The sequence below is a fragment of the Gordonia sp. 852002-10350_SCH5691597 genome (genome assembly GCF_001665715.1).
GTDB classification, from domain to species: Bacteria; Actinomycetota; Actinomycetes; order Mycobacteriales; family Mycobacteriaceae; genus Gordonia; species Gordonia sputi.
On the sequence record NZ_LZMO01000133.1, the window covers coordinates 29,161 to 47,400 of the forward strand.

At 65.4% G+C, this 18,240-nt stretch carries 17 protein-coding genes and 1 riboswitch; of the genes, 8 read left to right on the top strand and 9 right to left on the bottom strand.

Annotated elements, in window-relative coordinates:
• Positions 1 to 38 precede the first annotated feature (38 nt).
• Complete coding sequence (locus A5777_RS10410) at positions 39 to 383, top strand: UBP-type zinc finger domain-containing protein (RefSeq protein ID WP_064862606.1); 345 nt, start codon at positions 39 to 41, stop codon at positions 381 to 383.
• Between the two features lie 112 nt (positions 384 to 495).
• Entirely contained in the window at positions 496 to 2,184 is a 1,689-nt protein-coding gene (gene purT / locus A5777_RS10415; protein ID WP_231895017.1) for a formate-dependent phosphoribosylglycinamide formyltransferase, read from the top strand.
• 35 nt (positions 2,185 to 2,219) lie between these two features.
• On the opposite strand, the gene A5777_RS10420 is transcribed toward purT, so the two are convergent.
• The 3 genes from A5777_RS10420 to A5777_RS10430 are packed head-to-tail and all read right to left on the bottom strand — an operon-like array spanning position 2,220 to position 5,181.
• Entirely contained in the window at positions 2,220 to 3,047 is an 828-nt protein-coding gene (locus A5777_RS10420) for an ABC transporter ATP-binding protein (protein ID WP_064862608.1), read from the bottom strand.
• On the bottom strand, positions 3,044 to 4,150 hold the full coding sequence (locus A5777_RS10425; protein WP_064862609.1) for a FecCD family ABC transporter permease: 1,107 nt from the start codon (positions 4,148 to 4,150) through the stop codon (positions 3,044 to 3,046). Before A5777_RS10425 ends, A5777_RS10420 begins: the two co-directional genes overlap by 4 nt.
• Positions 4,147 to 5,181: a FecCD family ABC transporter permease gene (locus tag A5777_RS10430; RefSeq protein WP_064862610.1), complete on the bottom strand. Its 1,035-nt coding sequence runs from the start codon at positions 5,179 to 5,181 to the stop codon at positions 4,147 to 4,149. The genes A5777_RS10425 and A5777_RS10430 overlap by 4 nt, the downstream gene beginning before the upstream one ends.
• A gap of 263 nt (positions 5,182 to 5,444) precedes the next feature.
• On the opposite strand from A5777_RS10430, the gene A5777_RS10435 reads away from it, so the two are divergent.
• Complete coding sequence (locus A5777_RS10435) at positions 5,445 to 5,996, top strand: hypothetical protein (protein WP_064862611.1); 552 nt, start codon at positions 5,445 to 5,447, stop codon at positions 5,994 to 5,996.
• A 180-nt stretch (positions 5,997 to 6,176) separates the two neighbouring features.
• On the opposite strand, the gene A5777_RS10440 is transcribed toward A5777_RS10435, so the two are convergent.
• Entirely contained in the window at positions 6,177 to 7,568 is a 1,392-nt protein-coding gene (locus A5777_RS10440) for an FAD-dependent oxidoreductase (protein ID WP_064862612.1), read from the bottom strand.
• A gap of 148 nt (positions 7,569 to 7,716) precedes the next feature.
• Positions 7,717 to 8,757 (bottom strand): ABC transporter substrate-binding protein, encoded by a 1,041-nt coding sequence (locus A5777_RS10445; protein ID WP_064862613.1) that lies wholly within the window; start codon positions 8,755 to 8,757, stop codon positions 7,717 to 7,719.
• A gap of 114 nt (positions 8,758 to 8,871) precedes the next feature.
• Between A5777_RS10445 and A5777_RS10450 the strand changes: the two genes are divergently transcribed.
• Positions 8,872 to 9,372 carry an Rv0361 family membrane protein gene (locus A5777_RS10450; RefSeq protein ID WP_064862614.1) on the top strand — a complete coding sequence of 167 codons (501 nt, stop codon included), beginning with the start codon at positions 8,872 to 8,874 and terminating at the stop codon, positions 9,370 to 9,372.
• 23 nt (positions 9,373 to 9,395) lie between these two features.
• On the opposite strand, the gene A5777_RS10455 is transcribed toward A5777_RS10450, so the two are convergent.
• Together A5777_RS10455 and A5777_RS10460 are read right to left on the bottom strand one after the other, a co-directional pair.
• On the bottom strand, positions 9,396 to 10,262 hold the full coding sequence (locus A5777_RS10455) for a 3-hydroxyacyl-CoA dehydrogenase family protein (RefSeq protein WP_064862615.1): 867 nt from the start codon (positions 10,260 to 10,262) through the stop codon (positions 9,396 to 9,398).
• Positions 10,263 to 10,325: 63 nt separating this feature from the next.
• Entirely contained in the window at positions 10,326 to 11,240 is a 915-nt protein-coding gene (locus tag A5777_RS10460) for a hypothetical protein (RefSeq protein WP_064862616.1), read from the bottom strand.
• A 141-nt stretch (positions 11,241 to 11,381) separates the two neighbouring features.
• Between A5777_RS10460 and A5777_RS10465 the strand changes: the two genes are divergently transcribed.
• The 3 genes from A5777_RS10465 (at position 11,382) to A5777_RS10475 (ending at position 13,991) form a co-directional block, all read left to right on the top strand.
• The gene (locus A5777_RS10465; RefSeq protein WP_064862617.1) at positions 11,382 to 12,248 is read left to right on the top strand and encodes a LysR family transcriptional regulator; all 867 of its coding nucleotides are present in this window, start codon (positions 11,382 to 11,384) and stop codon (positions 12,246 to 12,248) included.
• Between the two features lie 133 nt (positions 12,249 to 12,381).
• Positions 12,382 to 12,795, top strand: coding sequence for a rhodanese-like domain-containing protein (locus tag A5777_RS10470; protein ID WP_064862618.1), 414 nt, complete (start codon positions 12,382 to 12,384; stop codon positions 12,793 to 12,795).
• Positions 12,792 to 13,991, top strand: coding sequence for an O-succinylhomoserine sulfhydrylase (locus A5777_RS10475; protein WP_064862625.1), 1,200 nt, complete (start codon positions 12,792 to 12,794; stop codon positions 13,989 to 13,991). Before A5777_RS10470 ends, A5777_RS10475 begins: the two co-directional genes overlap by 4 nt.
• Here A5777_RS10475 and A5777_RS10480 read toward each other — a convergent pair.
• Positions 13,976 to 14,914, bottom strand: a complete 939-nt coding sequence (locus A5777_RS10480) for a GntR family transcriptional regulator (protein WP_064862619.1) — start codon at positions 14,912 to 14,914, stop codon at positions 13,976 to 13,978. The genes A5777_RS10475 and A5777_RS10480 overlap by 16 nt on opposite strands.
• 85 nt (positions 14,915 to 14,999) lie before the next feature.
• Between A5777_RS10480 and A5777_RS10485 the strand changes: the two genes are divergently transcribed.
• Entirely contained in the window at positions 15,000 to 16,295 is a 1,296-nt protein-coding gene (locus A5777_RS10485) for an aspartate aminotransferase family protein (protein WP_064862620.1), read from the top strand.
• A 316-nt stretch (positions 16,296 to 16,611) separates the two neighbouring features.
• Here A5777_RS10485 and A5777_RS10490 read toward each other — a convergent pair whose 3' ends face one another.
• The gene (locus tag A5777_RS10490) at positions 16,612 to 17,712 is read right to left on the bottom strand and encodes an isochorismate synthase (RefSeq protein ID WP_064862621.1); all 1,101 of its coding nucleotides are present in this window, start codon (positions 17,710 to 17,712) and stop codon (positions 16,612 to 16,614) included.
• A 451-nt stretch (positions 17,713 to 18,163) separates the two neighbouring features.
• A riboswitch (SAM riboswitch) is annotated at positions 18,164 to 18,240 on the top strand. This riboswitch is flagged as partial in the annotation.

Below are 18,240 nucleotides of genomic sequence, written 5' to 3' on the forward strand. Positions count from 1 at the left end.
GGGTATCCCCGGCGATGGCGTCGGGGATAATAGGTGGCATGCGTTTGTTCGGTCGATCACGTACCCGTGCCGGTGACCCCCGTGGCGAATCAGCGGGCGTCGAGGCCAGATGTCCGGAACTCGCGGAGATCGGAGTCGACGCGGCAGCCGACCCAGGTCCGGCGCACGGCGACATCAGCGTCTGCGAAGACTGCATGCAACTCGGCGAGCAGCACTGGGCACATCTGCGGATCTGCCTCGCGTGCGGCCACGTCGGTTGCTGTGATTCGAGCCCGCGTAAGCACGCGACCGCCCATTTCCACGACGTCGGCCACCCCGTCATGCGGTCGGCCGAACCGGGCGAGGTCTGGCGCTGGTGCTACATCCACGAGGTCATGGGTTGACCACGGGCTGATGTGTTGAGGCGGCAGTCGGGTGCGCAGGGATGAGTTCGAGTGAATGAGTACCGGGGAGATGGGGCGCGTCGGCGCAAATCCGGCACGTAAGATTGCTCCTATGACCTCGATCAACGGGAGTAGCGCGGACGACCACGCCACTGGCGCGGCGACACCTGACGTGTCGCCCGCGCAGCCGACCGTGGGGCCGCCCGACATCATCGGCACGCCACTGTCGCCGACTGCCACGAGAGTGATGGTGCTCGGCGCCGGAGAACTCGGTAAAGAGCTGATCATCGCCTTCCAGCGATTGGGCGTCGAGGTGATCGCTGTCGATCGTTACGTGGGTGCGCCCGGCCAGCAGGTCGCGCATCACGCCGAGGTGATCGACATGACCGACGGCGATGCGCTGATCGGCCTCGTCGAGAAGTACTCGCCCGCATACGTCGTCCCCGAGATCGAAGCGATCGCCACCGACGCCTTGGCGACCATCGAGCGCCGTGGACTCGCAGAGGTCATCCCCACCGCTTCCGCGGTGATGGCGACGATGAACCGCGAGGGAATTCGACGCCTCGCCGACGAAGAACTGGGCCTGCCGACGTCGCCGTATCTGTTCGCCGGTTCGCACGACGAGTTGACGATTGCCGCCGAACAGGTCGGGTACCCGTGCGTGGTGAAACCAGTGATGTCGTCGTCGGGCAAAGGACAGACCGTGGTTCGCGGTCCGGAGGACATCGACAAGGCGTGGGAGACCGCGACGACCGGCGGACGAGTTGCCGGTGAGCGTGTCATCGTCGAGGGTTTCATCGAGTTCGACTACGAGATCACCCTGCTCACGGTGCGGGCGATCGACCCCGCGACCGGCCGACTGGTGACGCACTTCTGTGCGCCGATCGGGCATCGTCAGGTCAACGGCGACTACGTCGAGAGCTGGCAGCCGCACGAGATGAGTGCCTTCGCGCTGGGTGCCGCGACGTCGATCGCCGCACGTATCGCAACGGCGATGGGCGACGGAAACCTCGGTGGCCGTGGCATTTTCGGCGTTGAACTGTTCGTCAAGGGCGACGACGTGTACTTCTCCGAGGTCTCTCCGCGCCCGCACGACACCGGACTCGTCACCATGGCGACGCAGCGACTCTCGGAGTTCGAGATGCATGCCAGGGCGATCTTGGGCCTGCCGGTCGACGTGACGCTCGCGTCGCCGGGTGCATCGGCCGTCATCTACGGCCAGCTCGACGAGAAGGGCATCGGGTTCGAGTACGTCGCGCAGGCTCTTGCGTTGCCCGAGACCGACATTCGACTGTTCGGCAAACCCGAGAGTTTCCGCCGACGCAGGATGGGTGTGGTCACCGCAACCGCCGACGACGTCGCCACTGCCCGTGAACGTGCCGTTAGGGCCGCGTCGATCGTCACGCCCGTTCCCGGCAGGCCTGCTCGACGCGGCGTCGTCGTTCCGCTTCGTGCTCCGGGCCCGCCCGCGCCGCCGAAACCGCCTGTGGGGCACCGTCCTCAGCCCGCCGCGCAGCGTCCGCCGTCGGCACAGCAGCGCCCGCAGGCAGCAGGGCCACGCCCTCCGGCAGCGCAGCAACGTCCCGCGGCAGCGCAGCAACGTCCCGCGGCAGCGCAGCAACGTCCCGCGGCAGACCAACGTCCGCCCGCGCCGGAACAGCGGTCCGCGGCGGCGGCGCAGCGTCCGCCCGTGGCCGGACAGCGACCGCAGCAGCCCGCGCCTCGTCCGGTGCGCCAACCCGCGCCGCACTCCGCCGCGCCGAACGGTCGCCCGGTGACGCCCGGTCGGTCGTCGAACTAGCTCGAACGTTCAGTTCGAACTCTCAGCTCGACAGTTCAGCTCGAGAGTTCCCCGGCCGACGAGCCGACTTCGGTTCGCGCACTGCGGGTTCCGATCGGAATGATCAGTGGGTCGCCGTACACGGGGTCGGTGATGACCCGCGCGTTCAGCCCGAATGCGTCGTCGAGTAGTTCTTCGGTGATGACCTCGTTGGGGGTGCCCTGCGCAACGATCGTTCCGGCCGTCATCACGAACAGCGAATCACTGTAGCGGGCAGCGAGATTCAGATCGTGCAGTACCATCACCACGGTTTTGTCGTGTTCGGTGCGCAGCGAGTACACGAGGTCGAGTACCTCGACGGAGTGCGCGAGGTCGAGGTAGGTCGTCGGTTCGTCGAGTAGGAGAAGATCGGTACCCTGCGCGAGCGTCATCGCGATCCAGACGCGCTGGCGCTGACCGCCGGACAACGCGTCGATGTGTCGATCGGCCAGGTCCGTCGTCCCGGTCATCTCCAACGCCGACGCCACCGCGGCCTCGTCGTCGGGAGATGCCTGCTGGTACCACTTCTGGTGGGGGAACCGTCCGCGGCCGACCAGATCTGCAACGGTGAGTCCCTCGGGCGCCACGGGATTCTGCGGGAGTATCCCGAGCTTGCGTGCGACCTCTTTGGGCTTGGTGTGGTTGATGTCGGCACCGTCGAGAAACACGACGCCCTCGCGCGGCTGCAGCAGGCGAGACATGGCACGCAACAGCGTCGACTTGCCGCATCCGTTGGGGCCGATGATCGTCGTGACCGCGGCATCGGGGATCTCGACGTCGAGCCCCTCGATGACGACGCGATCGTCGTAGCCGACGCTGAGTCCTTGGCCGACGAGTCTGCTCATACGGTCGCCTTCCGTGACATCGAGACCATGAGATAGATGAGGAACGGTCCGCCCACCGCCGCGGTGACGATGCCGACCGGAAGTCCGCTGGGAAGTACTGTGCGGCACAACAGATCACCAGCGAGCACCAGGATCGCTCCGATCACGCCGGCCAGCAGGGGTGTGGGAACCGGTGTCCTGGCCAGACGCATCCCGATTTGAGGTGCGAGTAGGGCGATGAATGCGATGGGGCCCGCTGCCGATACCGCTATCGCGGTCAGTCCGACGGCGACGAGCAGTACCGTGGTCGACACCGCGGTGGTGCGAACCCCGAGCCCGCGCGCCATGTCCGCACCGAGCGACAGCGCGTCGATCTGGCGGGACATCATCGCGATCACGACGATGCCGACAACGACGGCGATCGCGACGGGCCACACGCTTGACCAGGTGGATTGCGACACCGACCCGACGAGCCAGACCTGTGCGCGGGCAACGTCTTTGATGTCGGCGCGGGTGAGGAGGAAGGACGTCAGGGCCTGCAGCAGCCAGGTCACGCCGACGCCGATCAGCACGAGTCGGAGCGGGTTGATCCCGTGGTTGGCCTTGCGTCCCGGCCACGCGAGGATGTACATGACGATCGCTGTCACGACACCGCCGATGAGGGCGGCAGCGGGGACTCCGATGTCGGCAAGCCATGCGCCCCAACCGTTTGCGAAGGCGATGGCGGCCACAGCGGCAGCGCTCGACCCGGCCGTGATGCCGAGAATGTCAGGCGTGGCAAGGGGATTGCGCGCAATCAACTGGCTCAGGGCCCCTGCTGTGCCCAGCGCGAAACCGACCAAGACCGAGACCAGAGCGCGGGGAAGGGAATCCGAGAGCACGACGACGTTCTCGATGCGCGTGCCGCCACCGAGCAGGATGCGCGCGACGTCGAGCGGCGTCAGTGGATAGTCACTGACGCCGACACTCAACAGGAACAGCAGCAGCATCAGTGCGAGTCCGGTAAGTGTCACCGCGACCATGCGTGGACGAACCACCCACGACGACGGACCGATGTGGACGACGAGACGTCGGCGTTCGAGCGTCGGTGTGGCCGTGGTCTGGGGTGTGGTCTTGGTCGTCATACGTTCGTCAGCTTCTGTCGGCGGACCATGGCAATAAGGAACGGTGCCCCGACCATCGCGAGGACGACGCCGACCTGGACTTCGCCTGGGCGGGCGATGACTCGTCCGATGACGTCGCAGACCAGCATGAGTGTCGCTCCGATGAGCGCCGAGTAGGGAATGATCCAGCGGTAGTCGGGCCCCGTGAACGCGCGGGCGATGTGCGGTACGACGAGCCCGAGGAAGACGATGGGCCCACAGGCGGCGGTCGCTGCCCCGACTAACAGTGTGATCGCTGCGATACCGACCGCTCGGATCACGAGGACGCGTGAGCCGAGCGCCGTCGTCATCTCGTCGCCGAGGCTCAGGATGTTGAGGAAGAATCCGCTCGCCAGGGCGAGGACCAACCCGGCGATGACGAAGGGCAGTGCCGCCCAGAAGATGTCGATGCCGCGCCCGGACGTCGAGCCGACACTCCAGAACCGCCAGGCGTCGAGCGACGCCGTATCGGAGAGGACCACGGCCGACGTGATCGCCGTGAGCATCGCCGAGAGTCCGGTGCCCGCGAGGATCAGCGTGACCGGGCCGGTACCGGTGAGTGCCGAGACGCCGAAGACCGCGCACGACGCGACGATCGCGCCGAGCAGGCCGAACCCCATGAACGCCATCGGCGAGGAGATCCCGAGCACGTAGACCCCACACACCACCGCGCACGCGGCGCCCGCGTTGACGCCGAGCATGCCGGGATCGGCGATGGGGTTACGGGTGTGTCCCTGGGTGATCGCGCCTGCTGCGCCGATCGCCAGTCCGCAGAGCAGCCCGAGCACGGTTCGCGGGATCCGCAGATCCCAGACGATGCCCGCGACGTCGTCGGGCTTGCTGACCGATGGCGCGCGCAGGTGGATGATCGAGTTCCAGATCTGACTGACACCTGAGGTGAATGCATCCCAGGTTTGCGCAGGTGGGACGTTGCGCGTGCCGATGATCACCGACGCGATGACCGCCGCGGTCAGGACCGCAACGATCACCAACAAGCCGGATATTCGACGCACGAAGGGCAACCTTACCTGAGTGGTGATGTCCGGTTTCGGGTCCAGGTCGGAGTCGCACAGTGAGTTTGGGGGCGATGTCACGGAGTGATTACCGAACGGGCAAGATGTTCAGCGCCGGTAACAAGTTCCTGTGAGTTTCCGATAAGGATGTTCAGACGGGACGAACCGTCGGGGTGAACGTCCACAGTCGCATCCCGGTGCGCCGACAGCTCGCAGGTCGGTACACGCACGACGAAACACGTGAATCAGGAAGGTCATAAGACATGAAGAAGTCTGTGAAGCGCACCATCGCCGCGCTTGCCGCCGCCAGCGGTATCGCCGCCGGCTCTGTCGCTGCTGCGACGCCCGCCCACGCTGCTGCCGGTCCCGGCGATCTCGCGCTCTTCGGTGGAGTCAACTGCTACTTCAAGGGTTGGGGACCCACCTGGGACAACCTTCCCGGCTGGCGCATGCACCGCTGGATGGGCGTGAAGAACATCGGCGGATCGACCATGACCAATGTGAACGTCACCGAGTTCGGCGGACCGACGAAGCTGGCCACCGTCGACAAGAAGCGTCCCGGCGTCCTCAGGGCGGGCGAGTTCTACATGGCGTCCGAGACCACCTGGCGTGGATGCTTCCCGTCGTCGATCTCCGGCTACACCATCAGCGCTCAGGTGGAGAACATCTTCAACAACGCCGGGTTCTGGTGGAACCTCAAGCAGTTCGAGGGCGACCAGAAGCAGGTCCCGAACACGCAGAAGGTCGCGCCGTCGAACACCAACGTCGGCAACCAGGCTCCTCCTGCCGCCGCAGTCAAGGCCGCACAGAACTGATACACCCCGATCGCCTCGCGATCGGTTCCCTCTCACACAAAGAACGCCGACCGGAATCCGGTCGGCGTTCTTTGTGCTGTGTGTCAGGTGCGCTCTGCGTCAGGCCTTCTGAACCCCCCTGACGGAGTCAGGCCTTCTGGACCCCCTGACGGAGTCAGGCCTTCTGAACCCCTGACGGAGTCAGGCCTTTTGAACCTTGTGCGGTTCCGATGCGGCGATCATGTCCTCGCGCTCGACGACCTTCACGCGCTCGCGGCCCTCAGCGGCGCCGAGGGCGCGCTCGTGCTCGTCGAGGCGGTACCAGCCGTCCCACGTGGTGAACGGGATGTTCTTGGACTCGAGCAGCTCGATGATCGCGTCTTCCGACGGGTTGGCGGGGTCGAGCAGTGCGCCGTTACCCATGTCTTCGATGATGCACTCGACGGTCTCGTTGGCGTCGCCCTTGGTGTGACCGATGAGGCCGACCGGGCCACGCTTGATCCACCCGGTTGCGTACAGACCGGTGAGGTGGGAGCCGTCGTCGTAGATGCGTCCTGCCTCATTGGGGATGACGCCGGCCTGCGAGTCGAACGGGATGTGGGGCAGGTTGTCCGACAGGTAGCCGACGGCGCGGTAGACCGCGGTGACGTCCCAGTCGGTGTGCTTGCCGGTCGGCTTGACGTTGCCGGTGCCGTCGAGCTGGGTGCGCTCGGTGCGCAGGCCGACGACCTCGCCGTTCTCGCCGAGGATCTCGATCGGGCTCTCGAAGAAGTGCAGGAAGAGCTTGTGGATCGCGCCTTCCTTGGGCTCACGCATCGCGTAGTTCTCGATGATCGTCGCGACCTGGTCGGTGATCTTGGAACCGCGACGGGCGACGGCCGAGCCCTCGTCGTACTCGATGTCCTCGGGGCTGACGACGACCTCGATGTTGGGCGAGTGGTCGAGCTCCTTGAGCTCGAGCGGCGTGAACTTCGCCTGTGCCGGACCGCGGCGTCCGAACACATGGACCTCGACGGCCTTGTTGGACTTGAGGCCCTCGTAGACGTTGGCCGGGATCTCGGTGGGGAGCAGTTCGTCGCCGGTCTTTGCCAGCACGCGCGCGACGTCGAGTGCGACGTTGCCGACGCCGATGACGGCGACCTTCTCCTGCTCGAGCGGCCACTCGCGCGGGAAGTCGGGGTGTCCGTCGTACCAGGCGACGAACTGTGCCGCGCCGTAGCTGCGGTCGAGGTCGATGCCGGGGATGTCGAGTGCGCGGTCGTCGGTGGCGCCAGTCGAGAAGACCACGGCGTCGTAGTGCGACTTGAGCTCGTCGAGCGTGATGTCGGTGCCGTAGTCGATGTTGCCGAGCAGGCGGACCTGCGGCTTGTCGAGGACCTTGTGCAGTGCGGTGATGATGCCCTTGATACGCGGGTGGTCGGGGGCGACGCCGTACCGGATCAAGCCGAACGGAGCGGGCATCCGCTCGTAGAGATCGATGCTGACACCGCGATCTTTGGCGGTGTCGGACTTCATCAAGGCATCGGCGGCGTAGATGCCGGCCGGGCCAGCTCCGACGATGGCGACCCGCAGCGGGCGGCTCTGATCAGTCATAGAGTGTCGTCTACCTCGTGCTCAGGGGTTTGTCGACGCGCCAGGTATGTCGCTGGAGTGCGGTGGAGCGTCGACGCTTATCCCCTCTACGGTAGGCGCTGGGCACCGCTAACCAAAATCATCTGTGAGGGTTACCTCAGTAGTCTCGCTAACTCGTCGGGCGCTTACTTGCCGCTTCGGCGATGGGCGCAACCGCCTTGTTGGCGACCCACGGGACCGTCAGAACCGTCGGCACCGACATCGCGCTTCCGACCTGCTGATCGAGATAGACGGTTCGGCCCTGCGTCACGAACGCCTGGCGGTTCCACGTCGGATCGGCCTTGAGCTTGGCGGTCGCGCCCGACCAGTCCACGGTGACCACCACGTCTGCTGCGTCGAGCATGTCGAGCCGCTCAGCCGAGATCGAACCGTAGAAGCCGCTGGTGATGGTCGGTGTGAGTGCCTCGGGGAAGCTGAGTCCGTAGTCGGCGAGCATCTGCGCACGCCCGTCGCCCGGCCCGTAAATGGAGACACCACCGTCGGTCGACCCGGTGACCACGACTCCCGTCTTGCCCTTGAGTTCTGGATGTTGGGCAACCAGGTCGGCGACGTGCTTCTTCGACTCGGCGATCTTCTTCGACGCCGCGTCGGGAAGTCCGACGGACTTGCCGATCTCGGTGGTCTGGACGTCCCACGGCACCTGCCAGTCCTGGTATTGCGCGGGCCGCACGATGGTCGGCACGGCTTTGCTCAGGGTGTCGTACTGCTCGCGGGTGGGTGCCGCACCGACCGCTGTCACCAACTGCGGGTTGGTCGAAAGTGCTTTGGCGATCTGCGCACCGAACTCCGCCGACACGTTGGGCAGGACCTCCGGCCTGGCGTCGCCGAGGAGTTCGGCATTCCACGGGGCGCTGCGCTGTGTGGGATCGGCGAAGGGCGCGATCGTCGTCGGCGTGATCCCGAGGGCCAGCAGCGTGTCCCCATCGCCGACCCCCATCGCGGCGACGCGAGTGGGCTGGGTGGAGATGGTCGTCGAACCGTATTTGTGCTCGATGGTGACCGGCAGCGCGCCGGGTTCGGCTGCCGGTGCCGACGACCCGGCAGCGTCGTCGTTCTCGTCGGGGGCCGAGCAGCCGACGAAAACCAGGGTCGACGCCGCGATGGTCGCGAACACGGCGAGCAGTGGGCGGACGTGTCGTGAATGGGGCACGGGGTGGTCCTCTCCTAGGTGGCGCTCTTAGGGTCACCTTACGAGATGGGATGCCGCAGATGTCCGGATCGGGGGTAGCGCGGGCCTGATTCGACGACAACTACACTGCCCGACATGGCCAGCGGTGCATCCGACAGCAAAAACCCTGATAGCGACCTCGATGCCGACGACCAGCGCCCACGCACCTGGAAAGACGCGTGGCCCTTCTGGATCGCGCTGGTCATCGTGGTGGTGGCGATTCTCGCCGTCGTGTTGTCCAACATGCTGCGCCCGGCGGAGGAACGCGCAAGCGATTCCGGTCAGGTTCAGTTCGCGATCAACGACAACTACACCGCACGCAACAACGTCGACTACGGCAAGTTCAAGCAGTCGACGTGTGCCGCCGACACGTCGTCGAGCTCATTCATCTCCGAGCAGGAGTTCGTGAGTCAGAACCGGACCTCGGTCGAGTCGAAGGGCCGCATCGTGATTCCGGAGATCACCGACGTGACGGTCAACGGCGACCGCGCGACGGCCCGCGTGCACTGGCACTTCGACAAGACGCCCGACGAGAAGCAGACCACTAGCGTTGTCGTGGTGAAGGACGACGGCACGTGGAAGCTCTGCAAGAGCTGACAATTCACTTGTAGATAAAGAAGTCACTTGTAGGTGTAGAACCCCTCGCCGGTCTTGCGGCCGAGCTTGCCGTCGTCGACGTAGCGCTCGAGCAGTTCGCGCGGACCGGTCGGCAGGTTCGGATTCTCTGCGGCGTAATGGTTTTCGATGTCGAGCACGACGTCGAGTCCCACGCTGTCCATCATGGCGAACGGGCCGGTTGGCATGTGCCAGTTGATCTTGAACATCTCGTCGATGTCGTGGGGCGTCGACACGCCCTCGGCGACGACTTCCAGTGACTCGCGCTTGATGGCCGCCCAGATGCGATTGAAGATGAATCCCGTGCTCTCCCTGTGTGCTTCGAACGGGTGGATGCCGAATTCGGGTAGCAGGGTGAGGAGAGAGTCGAGGACGTCGCGGGCGGTCTCGCCGTCGGACATGAGGTCGACCGCGTTCGACATCGGCGGCATGTAGAAGTGCATGTTGCACATGCGTTCTGGGTTCCGCACGTTCTCGATCATCGTCGACGATGCGTACGACGACGAGTTGGTCGCGAAAATCGCGTCGTCAGCTGCGGCTGCGTCGATCTCGCCCCACAGCGGGATCTTGATGTCGAGGCGCTCGGGCACGGCCTCAACGACCAGCCATGCGCCTGCAACCGCATCGGCGAGGGTTGATGCCGGGATCACCTTTCCCGCAACGCCTTTGCCGATGATCTTCAGCGTTTCGTCGATGGTGTCATCGACGTACTGAGTGGCCGCCTCACGTTGGTCGGCGCTCTGGTCGAAGATCCGCACCTCGCCGCCTCGAGTGGAGAACATGAGGGCGATTCGACGCCCGAGTGTGCCGGCTCCGACGACGGCCACCGGCCGTGCGTCGACGTCGTCGAGTGATTTCGCGTAGTTGCTCATCGCGTGTTCTTCTTTCGAGAGATGTTGTGGGAGTGGATATCAGGCTCCTGCTGAGCCCGTACTTCAGAGCCCGGCGATGCCAGTGAACGACGAGTCGGGCAGATGGACGATCTCGCGTACGGCGTGGTCGCGACCGATCTCGACAGACCGGATCGAGCCACCGAGATCGCTGACGTAGACCAACCCGGCGTCGGTGTCGACGGCCAGGCCGATCGCCTCGTCGAAGCCGTAGGCGAGAATCTCCGGGGTGGCACCCGCGTGACCCTTGTCGGGTATCGCCGCCCGATTGAGCGTGTTGCCATCGGGCGCTGCTCCGCGATCGGTCCAGAAGACGGTGTTGGTGTCGAGGTCGAGATGGAGGTCGATCGGTTCCGGCAGGTCGTGCCACAGCACTTCGATATCCGTTCGGGTGGAGGCGGTTTCGCCCTCCGGGAGGTCGAGGCCCGCGCGCAAGATCTTCCCGCGCCCACCCTTGCTCGGGCCCTTCTGCGTCCAGTAGAGGAACCCGCCGACCGGGTCCGCCGCGACTCCGACGCATTCCTGTGTCCAGGTGTCGTCTCGGGTGTTGTGGACCAGCGGGGTGAGGCCGGTGCCGTCGGTGGCAACGCGATAGACCGTCGTACCCTCGCGGTCGCAGAAGTAGAGAAGGGCGGCGTCGAAGTCGGCGGTGAGCTGCTTGCCGGTGGTGATGGTGCCGTCGGGAACCAGCTGGGTCTGTCCGGTACCGTCGAGGGCGCAGGTGCGCACCGATCCGTTCGGAGCGCTGAAATCCCATTCATCGTCAGGGGAGGTCCCGACCGTCACCGCGGCGCGGGTGGGCTTGCCCATCGTCGTCCAGTAGATGCGGTCGGGCGTGGTCACGATCCCGTCCGGCAGGTAGCCCGTCTGATCGGTCACGGACTCGACGGTGCCGTCGGCCGCGTCGACCCGCAGGATGGAGTGCTTGCGGCCATTGAGAACGTACAGATGCTCGAACATGATGCCTCCCGATTCGCCGGCGAACAGAGCTCGTTATCTCCACGCTAGGAGCGTTGTGGGCGGAAGGGAACGACCAGTTCAGACGCTCCGGTGTTGCCTGAATGGAAATACCAAGCGCGATCTGGAGTGTTGGATATTTCCATGGATGTCATGCACCTCCGTTACTTCCTCGCCGTGGCACGCGAGCTCAACTTCACCAGGGCTGCGGAGTCACTCCACATGTCCGCGCCCCCGCTGAGCAAACGGATCAGGGCGCTGGAGTCCGAGCTCGGCGTCCGCCTCTTCGACAGGTCGACGCATCACACCGCGCTCACCGATGCAGGAAGGGCGCTGATTCCGCTTGCCGAGCGGGTCGTCGCAGATCTCGACTCGCTACCGTCCGCCGTGCGCGCGACCCACCACACGGACCTGCGGCTTGCCGTGCCGGATGAGCTCACACACGAACAGCGTCGACGTATCTCGGCGGTCGCCGATCAGGTGGAGGAGACCCATCGGGTGATCATCTCCCAGATGCCGTCGCTGGAGATGCCGGAGCAACTTCTCGGCGGCGAGATCGATCTCGCGATCTCGCATCTTCCCGAACACCATCCCGACCTCGTGGGCACGCTGCTCGCGACGTCGAGAGTGGTGGCCGTCGTCGACGCGTCGAGATTCACGGGGGCCGACGCGATCACGACGGCTGACCTGCGGGGGATGACGCTGGTGTCCGGGCCGAGACACTGGGATTTGCGGTACGGGCCGTACTCGCGGCTGCTGCGCGATCTCGGTGTGCTCGTCGACGCGGCGCACCGCTACTCGACCATCACCGGCATGGCGTTGATGCTCCGCGGCGGTGACCGATTCACCTTGGTTCCAGAGGAAACGGAGTCGATGCGCGCGATCGATCGCACCGAGTTCACGCTTCTTCCCATCTCCGATCTCGCGATGCCCATGAACACTTGGGCAATCAGGCGTGCCGACGGCCATGATCTCGACGCCGTCGTTGCGGCGCTCGCGGTGGACGCTTGAGTGGCGGGGTCGTGGCGGGTTCGGGTCGAAATCACGCCACGACCGGCGCGCGAGTACATTGCTAGGCGACGAAACTCCCGGCAAGCAGTGCGTTCGGGACAGGCGACAAAGGACAGCGGAAGGTGTGCAGGGCATGACCTATGCAGGCGATCTGACTCCCCAGCAGGCCTGGGAGAGGCTGGAGACCGACCCCAACACGGTTCTGGTCGACTGCCGCACTACAGCGGAGTGGGCCTTCGTCGGTGTCCCCGACCTCGAGGTCATCGAGAAGAAGACCGTCTTCGTCGAGTGGAACACCTTCCCCGACGGGTCGCCCAACCAGGCATTCATCGCGGAACTGCGCGATGCGGGTATTCGTGACGACAACGAAGTGATCTTCCTGTGCCGCTCGGGTCATCGCTCGATCGGAGCCGCCGAGGCCGCGACCGCAGCGGGAATCGCCAAGGCGTACAACATCCTCGACGGATTCGAAGGTGGGCTCGACGAGAACGACCACCGCGGAGCCGTCGGGTGGCGTGCGTCGAATCTTCCGTGGAGGCAGTCGTGAGTCACGATCTGCCAGAAGGCGTCTCCTTCGACACCTTGGCCGTGCGCGGTGGCTTGGCTCGCTCTGGCTTCTTCGAGACCTCCGAGGCGCTCTACCTGACCAGTGGCTACGTCTACGACTCCGCGGAAGCGGCTGAGCGCGCATTCACCGGTGAGGACGAGCGATTTGTCTACTCCCGCTACGGAAATCCGACCACAGCCATGTTCGAGGAGCGCCTACGCCTGCTCGACGGTGCCGAGGCATGCTTCGCGACGGCGAGCGGTATGGCCGCAGTGTTCGTGGCGCTCGGCGCGCTGCTGAAGGCGGGCGATCGGCTCGTCGCGGCGCGCAGCCTGTTCGGTTCGTGCTTCGTGGTGTGCAACGAGATCCTGCCGCGCTGGGGCGTCGAAACGGTTTTCGTCGACGGCGAGGACCTCGACCAGTGGGAGCAGGCGCTGTCGACACCCGCGGACGCGGTGTTCTTCGAGACGCCGTCGAATCCGATGCAGACGCTCGTCGACGTCGCCAAGGTATCTGAGCTTGCTCACGCTGCGGGCGCAAAAGTGGTGTTGGACAACGTCTTCGCCACACCGCTGCTGCAACGCGGGTTCGACCTCGGCGCCGACGTGATCGTCTACTCGGGTACCAAGCACATCGACGGCCAGGGCCGCGTGATGGGTGGTGCGGTGTTGGGCACCAAGGAATTCATCGATGGTCCGGTACAAACTCTGATGCGTCACACCGGTCCCGCGTTGAGTCCGTTCAACGCGTGGACACTACTCAAGGGACTCGAGACCATGCGCCTGCGCGTCGACGCGTCGGTGGCGTCGGCGTTGCGCATCGCCGAGTTCCTCGAGGCCGACCCTCGTGTGCGGTGGACCAAGTACCCGTTCATCACGTCGCATCCGCAATACGATCTCGCGACCAAGCAGATGTCGGGCGGCGGCACCGTCGTGACGTTCGAACTCAACGACCGCGACGGCGTCGACGGCAAGAAACGTGCGTTCGAGGTGCTCAACGCGTTGCAGGTCATCGACATCTCGAACAATCTCGGCGACTCCAAGTCGCTCATCACCCACCCCGCAACGACGACGCATCGCGCGATGGGCCCGGACGGTCGGGCGGCGATCGGACTCAGCGATGCGGTGGTGCGGCTCTCGGTGGGGCTCGAGGGCGTCGACGACCTGCTCGGCGATCTGGATCAGGCGCTCGGCTGACTAGCCGACCGTAGGTCGCGCAACACCTCTCGAACCATGCGCACCGACGCGTCGTCGAGGACGTTGCCGAACTCGATGACGCGTACCCGCTGAGCCAATCTGTCGGTGAGTTCTGCTGTCTCGCTGGGGATCACGACGACGTCGAGTCCGTCGAGTTCGTCGTCGGACGTTCCGTCGAGCATCGTGACGTCTGTGATGCCCGCGGCTGACAGTGAATCCCTCACGCTCGCAGCCTGTTCGGCGGTGTTGTACCAGAGTCCGACCTTCTGTTCGGGCGGAACGTCGGCGATCTGCATGAGCGTGCGGATGTGTGGTGCGACGACGATCGCCACCACCTCGGCACCATCACCCATCAACCCGCGGACCTGCGCGAGGTGGAAGAACGTGGTGAGTACCAGGTCTGCTGGGACGGCATCGGGGTCGAAGCGATCGAGTACGAGCGGGATGACCCGAACGCCGAGCTTCTCGGTGAGTTCGTCAGCGAAGTAGTCGGCGCGGTCGTCGTTGCACTCGACGAAGTACACGCGAGGTGAATCGGCTTGCGTGACTGCGAGATTCAGTGCGAGGTCGCCAATTTCGGTTGGGGAGAGTCCGAGCTGGAGGCACTCATCGACCGCGCGTTGCAGTGTCTCGCGAGCTGTGTCGCGTGCTTCGGACCGAGACCGCGTCGACGTCGCGGCGAGCACGACCATCCCGCCGCGTCCCCGCGATTCGACCAGTCCGGCCGCGCGCAGGTCGCCGTAGGCCCTGGCGACAGTGTTCCGGTTGATGCCGAGGTTGTCGGCGAGCATGCGGGAACCGGGTAGGCGGTCGCCGACGCCGAGCTGCCCCATCTCGATCATGAAGGTCAACTGCGTGACGATCTGCCGGTAAATGGGCATGTCAGAGTGTTCGCTGACGCTGATCGGCGGCTGAGGTCCCATCGGGTTGTGTGCTCCTGAAAAGATGAATGTCCTAACTGACTATGCCATAGTTGGATGATCCGTACGACCGATCTTGAGGACGACCATGACAGACGACGCCTTCTGGGATGCCGCCCAACGACACCTGACCCGCTACATTCCCGCGTTCACGCCGCGCATCATCGAACGCGCCTCGGGGTCGTACGTCTACGACTCCGACGGCAACGGCATCCTCGACTTCACGTCGGGTCAGATGAGTGCCGTGCTAGGTCATTCGCATCCCGCGATCGTCGAGGCGGTGTCGAATTCGGTTGCCACGCTTGACCATTTGTTCAGTGGCATGCTCAGCAGGCCCGTCGTCGACTTTGCTTCACGGCTTTCGATGACGCTGCCCGAGAACCTTACGCGCACAGTGCTGTTGACCACGGGAGCCGAGTCCAACGAGGCGGCGATCAAGATGGCCAAGCTCGCCACCGGCCGGTACGAGATCGTCTCGTTCGACCGGTCGTGGCACGGAATGACCTCTGGCGCAGCGGCTGCCACCTTCTCGGCGGGCCGACGCGGCTACGGCCCCACGCTGCCGGGCAACTCCACGCTTCCGACTCCGAACGCGTACCGCTCGCCGTTCCGCAACGCCGACGGGTCCTACGACTGGGAAGCCGAACTCGAGTACGGGTTCGCGGCCGTCGACACGCAGTCGAACGGTTCGCTCGCCGCGTGCATCGTCGAGCCGATTCTGTCGTCGGGTGGCATCATCGAACTGCCCGAAGGCTACCTCCCGCGGTTGCGGCAGATGTGTGACGACCGAGGCATGTTGTTGATCCTCGACGAGGCACAGACCGGACTCGGCCGCACCGGCACGATGTACGCATTCGAGCGTGACGGAGTGGCCCCCGACATTCTCACGCTGTCGAAGACTCTCGGCGCAGGCCTACCCGTCGCCGCCGTCGTGACGAGCGCGGAGATCGAAGACCGTTGTGCCGAGCGGGGATTCCTCTTCTACACCACGCATGCATCCGACCCGCTCGCCGCGACCGTCGCCCTCACGGTGCTCGACGTCATCGAACGAGAGGGACTCGTCGAGCGTGCCGCCAAACTCGGAGATCAGTTGCGCGAGAGACTGATCGGGCTGCGCGACGACGTCGAGGTGGTCGGCGACGTTCGCGGCCGCGGGCTGCTGCAGGGCGTCGAACTCGTGACCGACAAGGCGTCGCGCACACCCGCGGATGCGCTGGGCGCCAGGGTGACTGCCGCCTGCCTCGAGCGCGGACTGCACATGAACATCGTCCAGCTCCCCGGCATGGGCGGCATCTTCCGCATCGCCCCGCCGCTGACGATCAGCGGCGACGAACTGCACCAGGGGCTCGACATCCTGACCGACTCGCTCGCGGCGTCGATCTGAGGGAGCGCGGCCGCCGGGCCGCCGGGCTGTCGGACTGACCCGTTGGGCCCCGCCGCGCAGAATCTAGGGGAAAGGATTCTTCCTCGGCTTGTGTGCCTTTCCCCGCGTTGTAACCGGGGGAGGGCTCAGGAACTGGGGGAAACGATCTTTCCGCTAGTTTCGGCGCCGGGGCCTTGCAGGATGTAGGGGAAGGGATTCTTCCTCGGCTTGCGTGCCTTTCCCCGCGTTGTAACCGGGGGAGGGCTCAGGAACCAGGGGAAACGATCCTTCCCCTACTTTCTGCGCGGGCGGCCGGGCGAAGCCCGCGGCCCCGGCGTCAACCGAGCCCGTCGACGCCCAGCGCGCGCAGGACGGTCGCGAGCTTCGCCGACGTCTCGTCGAGCTCTGCCTGCGGCTCTGACCCGGCGACGATGCCGCCGCCGGCCCAGGTGCGGACGTGACGGCGGTCGTCGGACAGTTCGAGTGAACGGATCGTCACCATCCACTCGCCGTCGCCGGCGGCGCCCGACCATCCGACGGCGCCCGCGTAGAATCCACGACGCTCTTCATGGGCCGAGATGAATTGTGCTGCAACGTCTCCCGGTGTTCCGCACACCGCTGGGGTCGGACTCAGTAGCAGCGCCAGGTCGAGGGCGGTGATCGTCGGATCGGTCAGCACACCGCGTATCGGTGTCGCCAGATGCCACATCTCGCCGGTCGAGACCAGCGACGGCTGATCGGACACGTCGAGTTCGCGACAGATCGGCTCGAGCGCATCGCGAAGATGGTCGACGACGAATGCGTGCTCGGCCCGGTCCTTCGTCGAAGCCAGCAGTGCGCGCCCAGCGGCGTGATCGACGTCGGGGTCTGCTGACCGCGCCGCCGATCCGGCATACGGCCGACACGTCACCTCCAGACCTTGCTTGCGCAGCAACACTTCTGGGCTGGCGCCGACGAGCCATCGCGCGCGCGGATCGGTGTGCTCGTCGACGCTGAGGTCGACCAGAAACGCAGAGTGCTCGGCGTTTCCGTACGCCAGTGCTTCGAGAAGTCGATCCGGGTCGACGGGCGGTTCGACGTCGAACTCGACGGCGCGGGCGAGCACAACCTTCGACAACGCCCCCGAGTCGATCTCGTCGATGGCACGTGCGACCCGGTCCCGATGCGTCGCGGCGTCGGGAATCAGCGTGACATGCTCAGCGTGAGCGGGTTCGGGTGCTTGCCCCACGATCGTAGAACCGCTGTGCGTGATGGTCTCGGGAACCAGTAGCGCGGCGTCGTCGGCCGAGGTGAACCCGATCGCCCCGGTGACGGCCCCGATGCGCCCGGAACGCAACGCCTCGGCGGCCTCGGTGGCGTCGGTGAATCCCGCGGATGCGCCGGTGGCTCGAACAGTTCCGTGCGGCCTGGACAGGACGAAGACCTCCGAAGCTGGCATGGATTCACGTTACCGGTTGCGTGGAAGCGCAACTGTGCACAGACCGACAAGGCTGATGCACAGAAATGGTGTCAGCAACACGGCCCATGCCAGGCTCTGAATGCGCCGATGCTCGCACGTCTGGTCGATGCCCGACGTGCTTGCTCCCCAAAGATGGGTGTCCTGGCCGAAAAGCGCCGGAGCGCAGTGCGCGTCGGGGTGGCTGCCGAGCGGAAAGAAGAGCAGTACAACGATCGCGATGGACAATCCGACGAACAACACAATCAGCCACCTCCGGACCCGCGGCCTCGACACATAGGTCGACCGCGTCAGATACAACCTCTCGTCGTGGGGCATGTTGGGTTCCCTAGCCGGAGCGTATCGGCCCCTCTCACTGTGCTCGGACATGTCCTTTTCGTGCACGCTGAGCGAAAGTTGACAGCTGCGCGTCGTGTCGGTGATCCTGGGAACAGGTCATGAGTGCCAGCGACAAGCCCCGGCTAGCTGGTCGGCAACCCTCCTCCGCGGTGGGGTGCTCCGGGTGACGAC

Excerpts from the sequence above, each read along its gene's own strand:
- purT (WP_231895017.1), top strand. The coding sequence starts at position 496 with ATGACCTCGATCAACGGGAGTAGCGCGGACGACCACGCCACTGGCGCG.
- A5777_RS10440 (WP_064862612.1), bottom strand. The coding sequence starts at position 7,568 with ATGACTGATCAGAGCCGCCCGCTGCGGGTCGCCATCGTCGGAGCTGGC.
- A5777_RS10425 (WP_064862609.1), bottom strand. The coding sequence starts at position 4,150 with ATGACGACCAAGACCACACCCCAGACCACGGCCACACCGACGCTCGAA.
- A5777_RS10465 (WP_064862617.1), top strand. The coding sequence starts at position 11,382 with ATGGATGTCATGCACCTCCGTTACTTCCTCGCCGTGGCACGCGAGCTC.
- A5777_RS10460 (WP_064862616.1), bottom strand. The coding sequence starts at position 11,240 with ATGTTCGAGCATCTGTACGTTCTCAATGGCCGCAAGCACTCCATCCTG.
- A5777_RS10470 (WP_064862618.1), top strand. The coding sequence starts at position 12,382 with ATGACCTATGCAGGCGATCTGACTCCCCAGCAGGCCTGGGAGAGGCTG.
- A5777_RS10435 (WP_064862611.1), top strand. The coding sequence starts at position 5,445 with ATGAAGAAGTCTGTGAAGCGCACCATCGCCGCGCTTGCCGCCGCCAGC.
- A5777_RS10485 (WP_064862620.1), top strand. The coding sequence starts at position 15,000 with ATGACAGACGACGCCTTCTGGGATGCCGCCCAACGACACCTGACCCGC.
- A5777_RS10450 (WP_064862614.1), top strand. The coding sequence starts at position 8,872 with ATGGCCAGCGGTGCATCCGACAGCAAAAACCCTGATAGCGACCTCGAT.
- A5777_RS10455 (WP_064862615.1), bottom strand. The coding sequence starts at position 10,262 with ATGAGCAACTACGCGAAATCACTCGACGACGTCGACGCACGGCCGGTG.
- A5777_RS10410 (WP_064862606.1), top strand. The coding sequence starts at position 39 with ATGCGTTTGTTCGGTCGATCACGTACCCGTGCCGGTGACCCCCGTGGC.
- A5777_RS10420 (WP_064862608.1), bottom strand. The coding sequence starts at position 3,047 with ATGAGCAGACTCGTCGGCCAAGGACTCAGCGTCGGCTACGACGATCGC.
- A5777_RS10490 (WP_064862621.1), bottom strand. The coding sequence starts at position 17,712 with ATGCCAGCTTCGGAGGTCTTCGTCCTGTCCAGGCCGCACGGAACTGTT.
- A5777_RS10480 (WP_064862619.1), bottom strand. The coding sequence starts at position 14,914 with ATGGGACCTCAGCCGCCGATCAGCGTCAGCGAACACTCTGACATGCCC.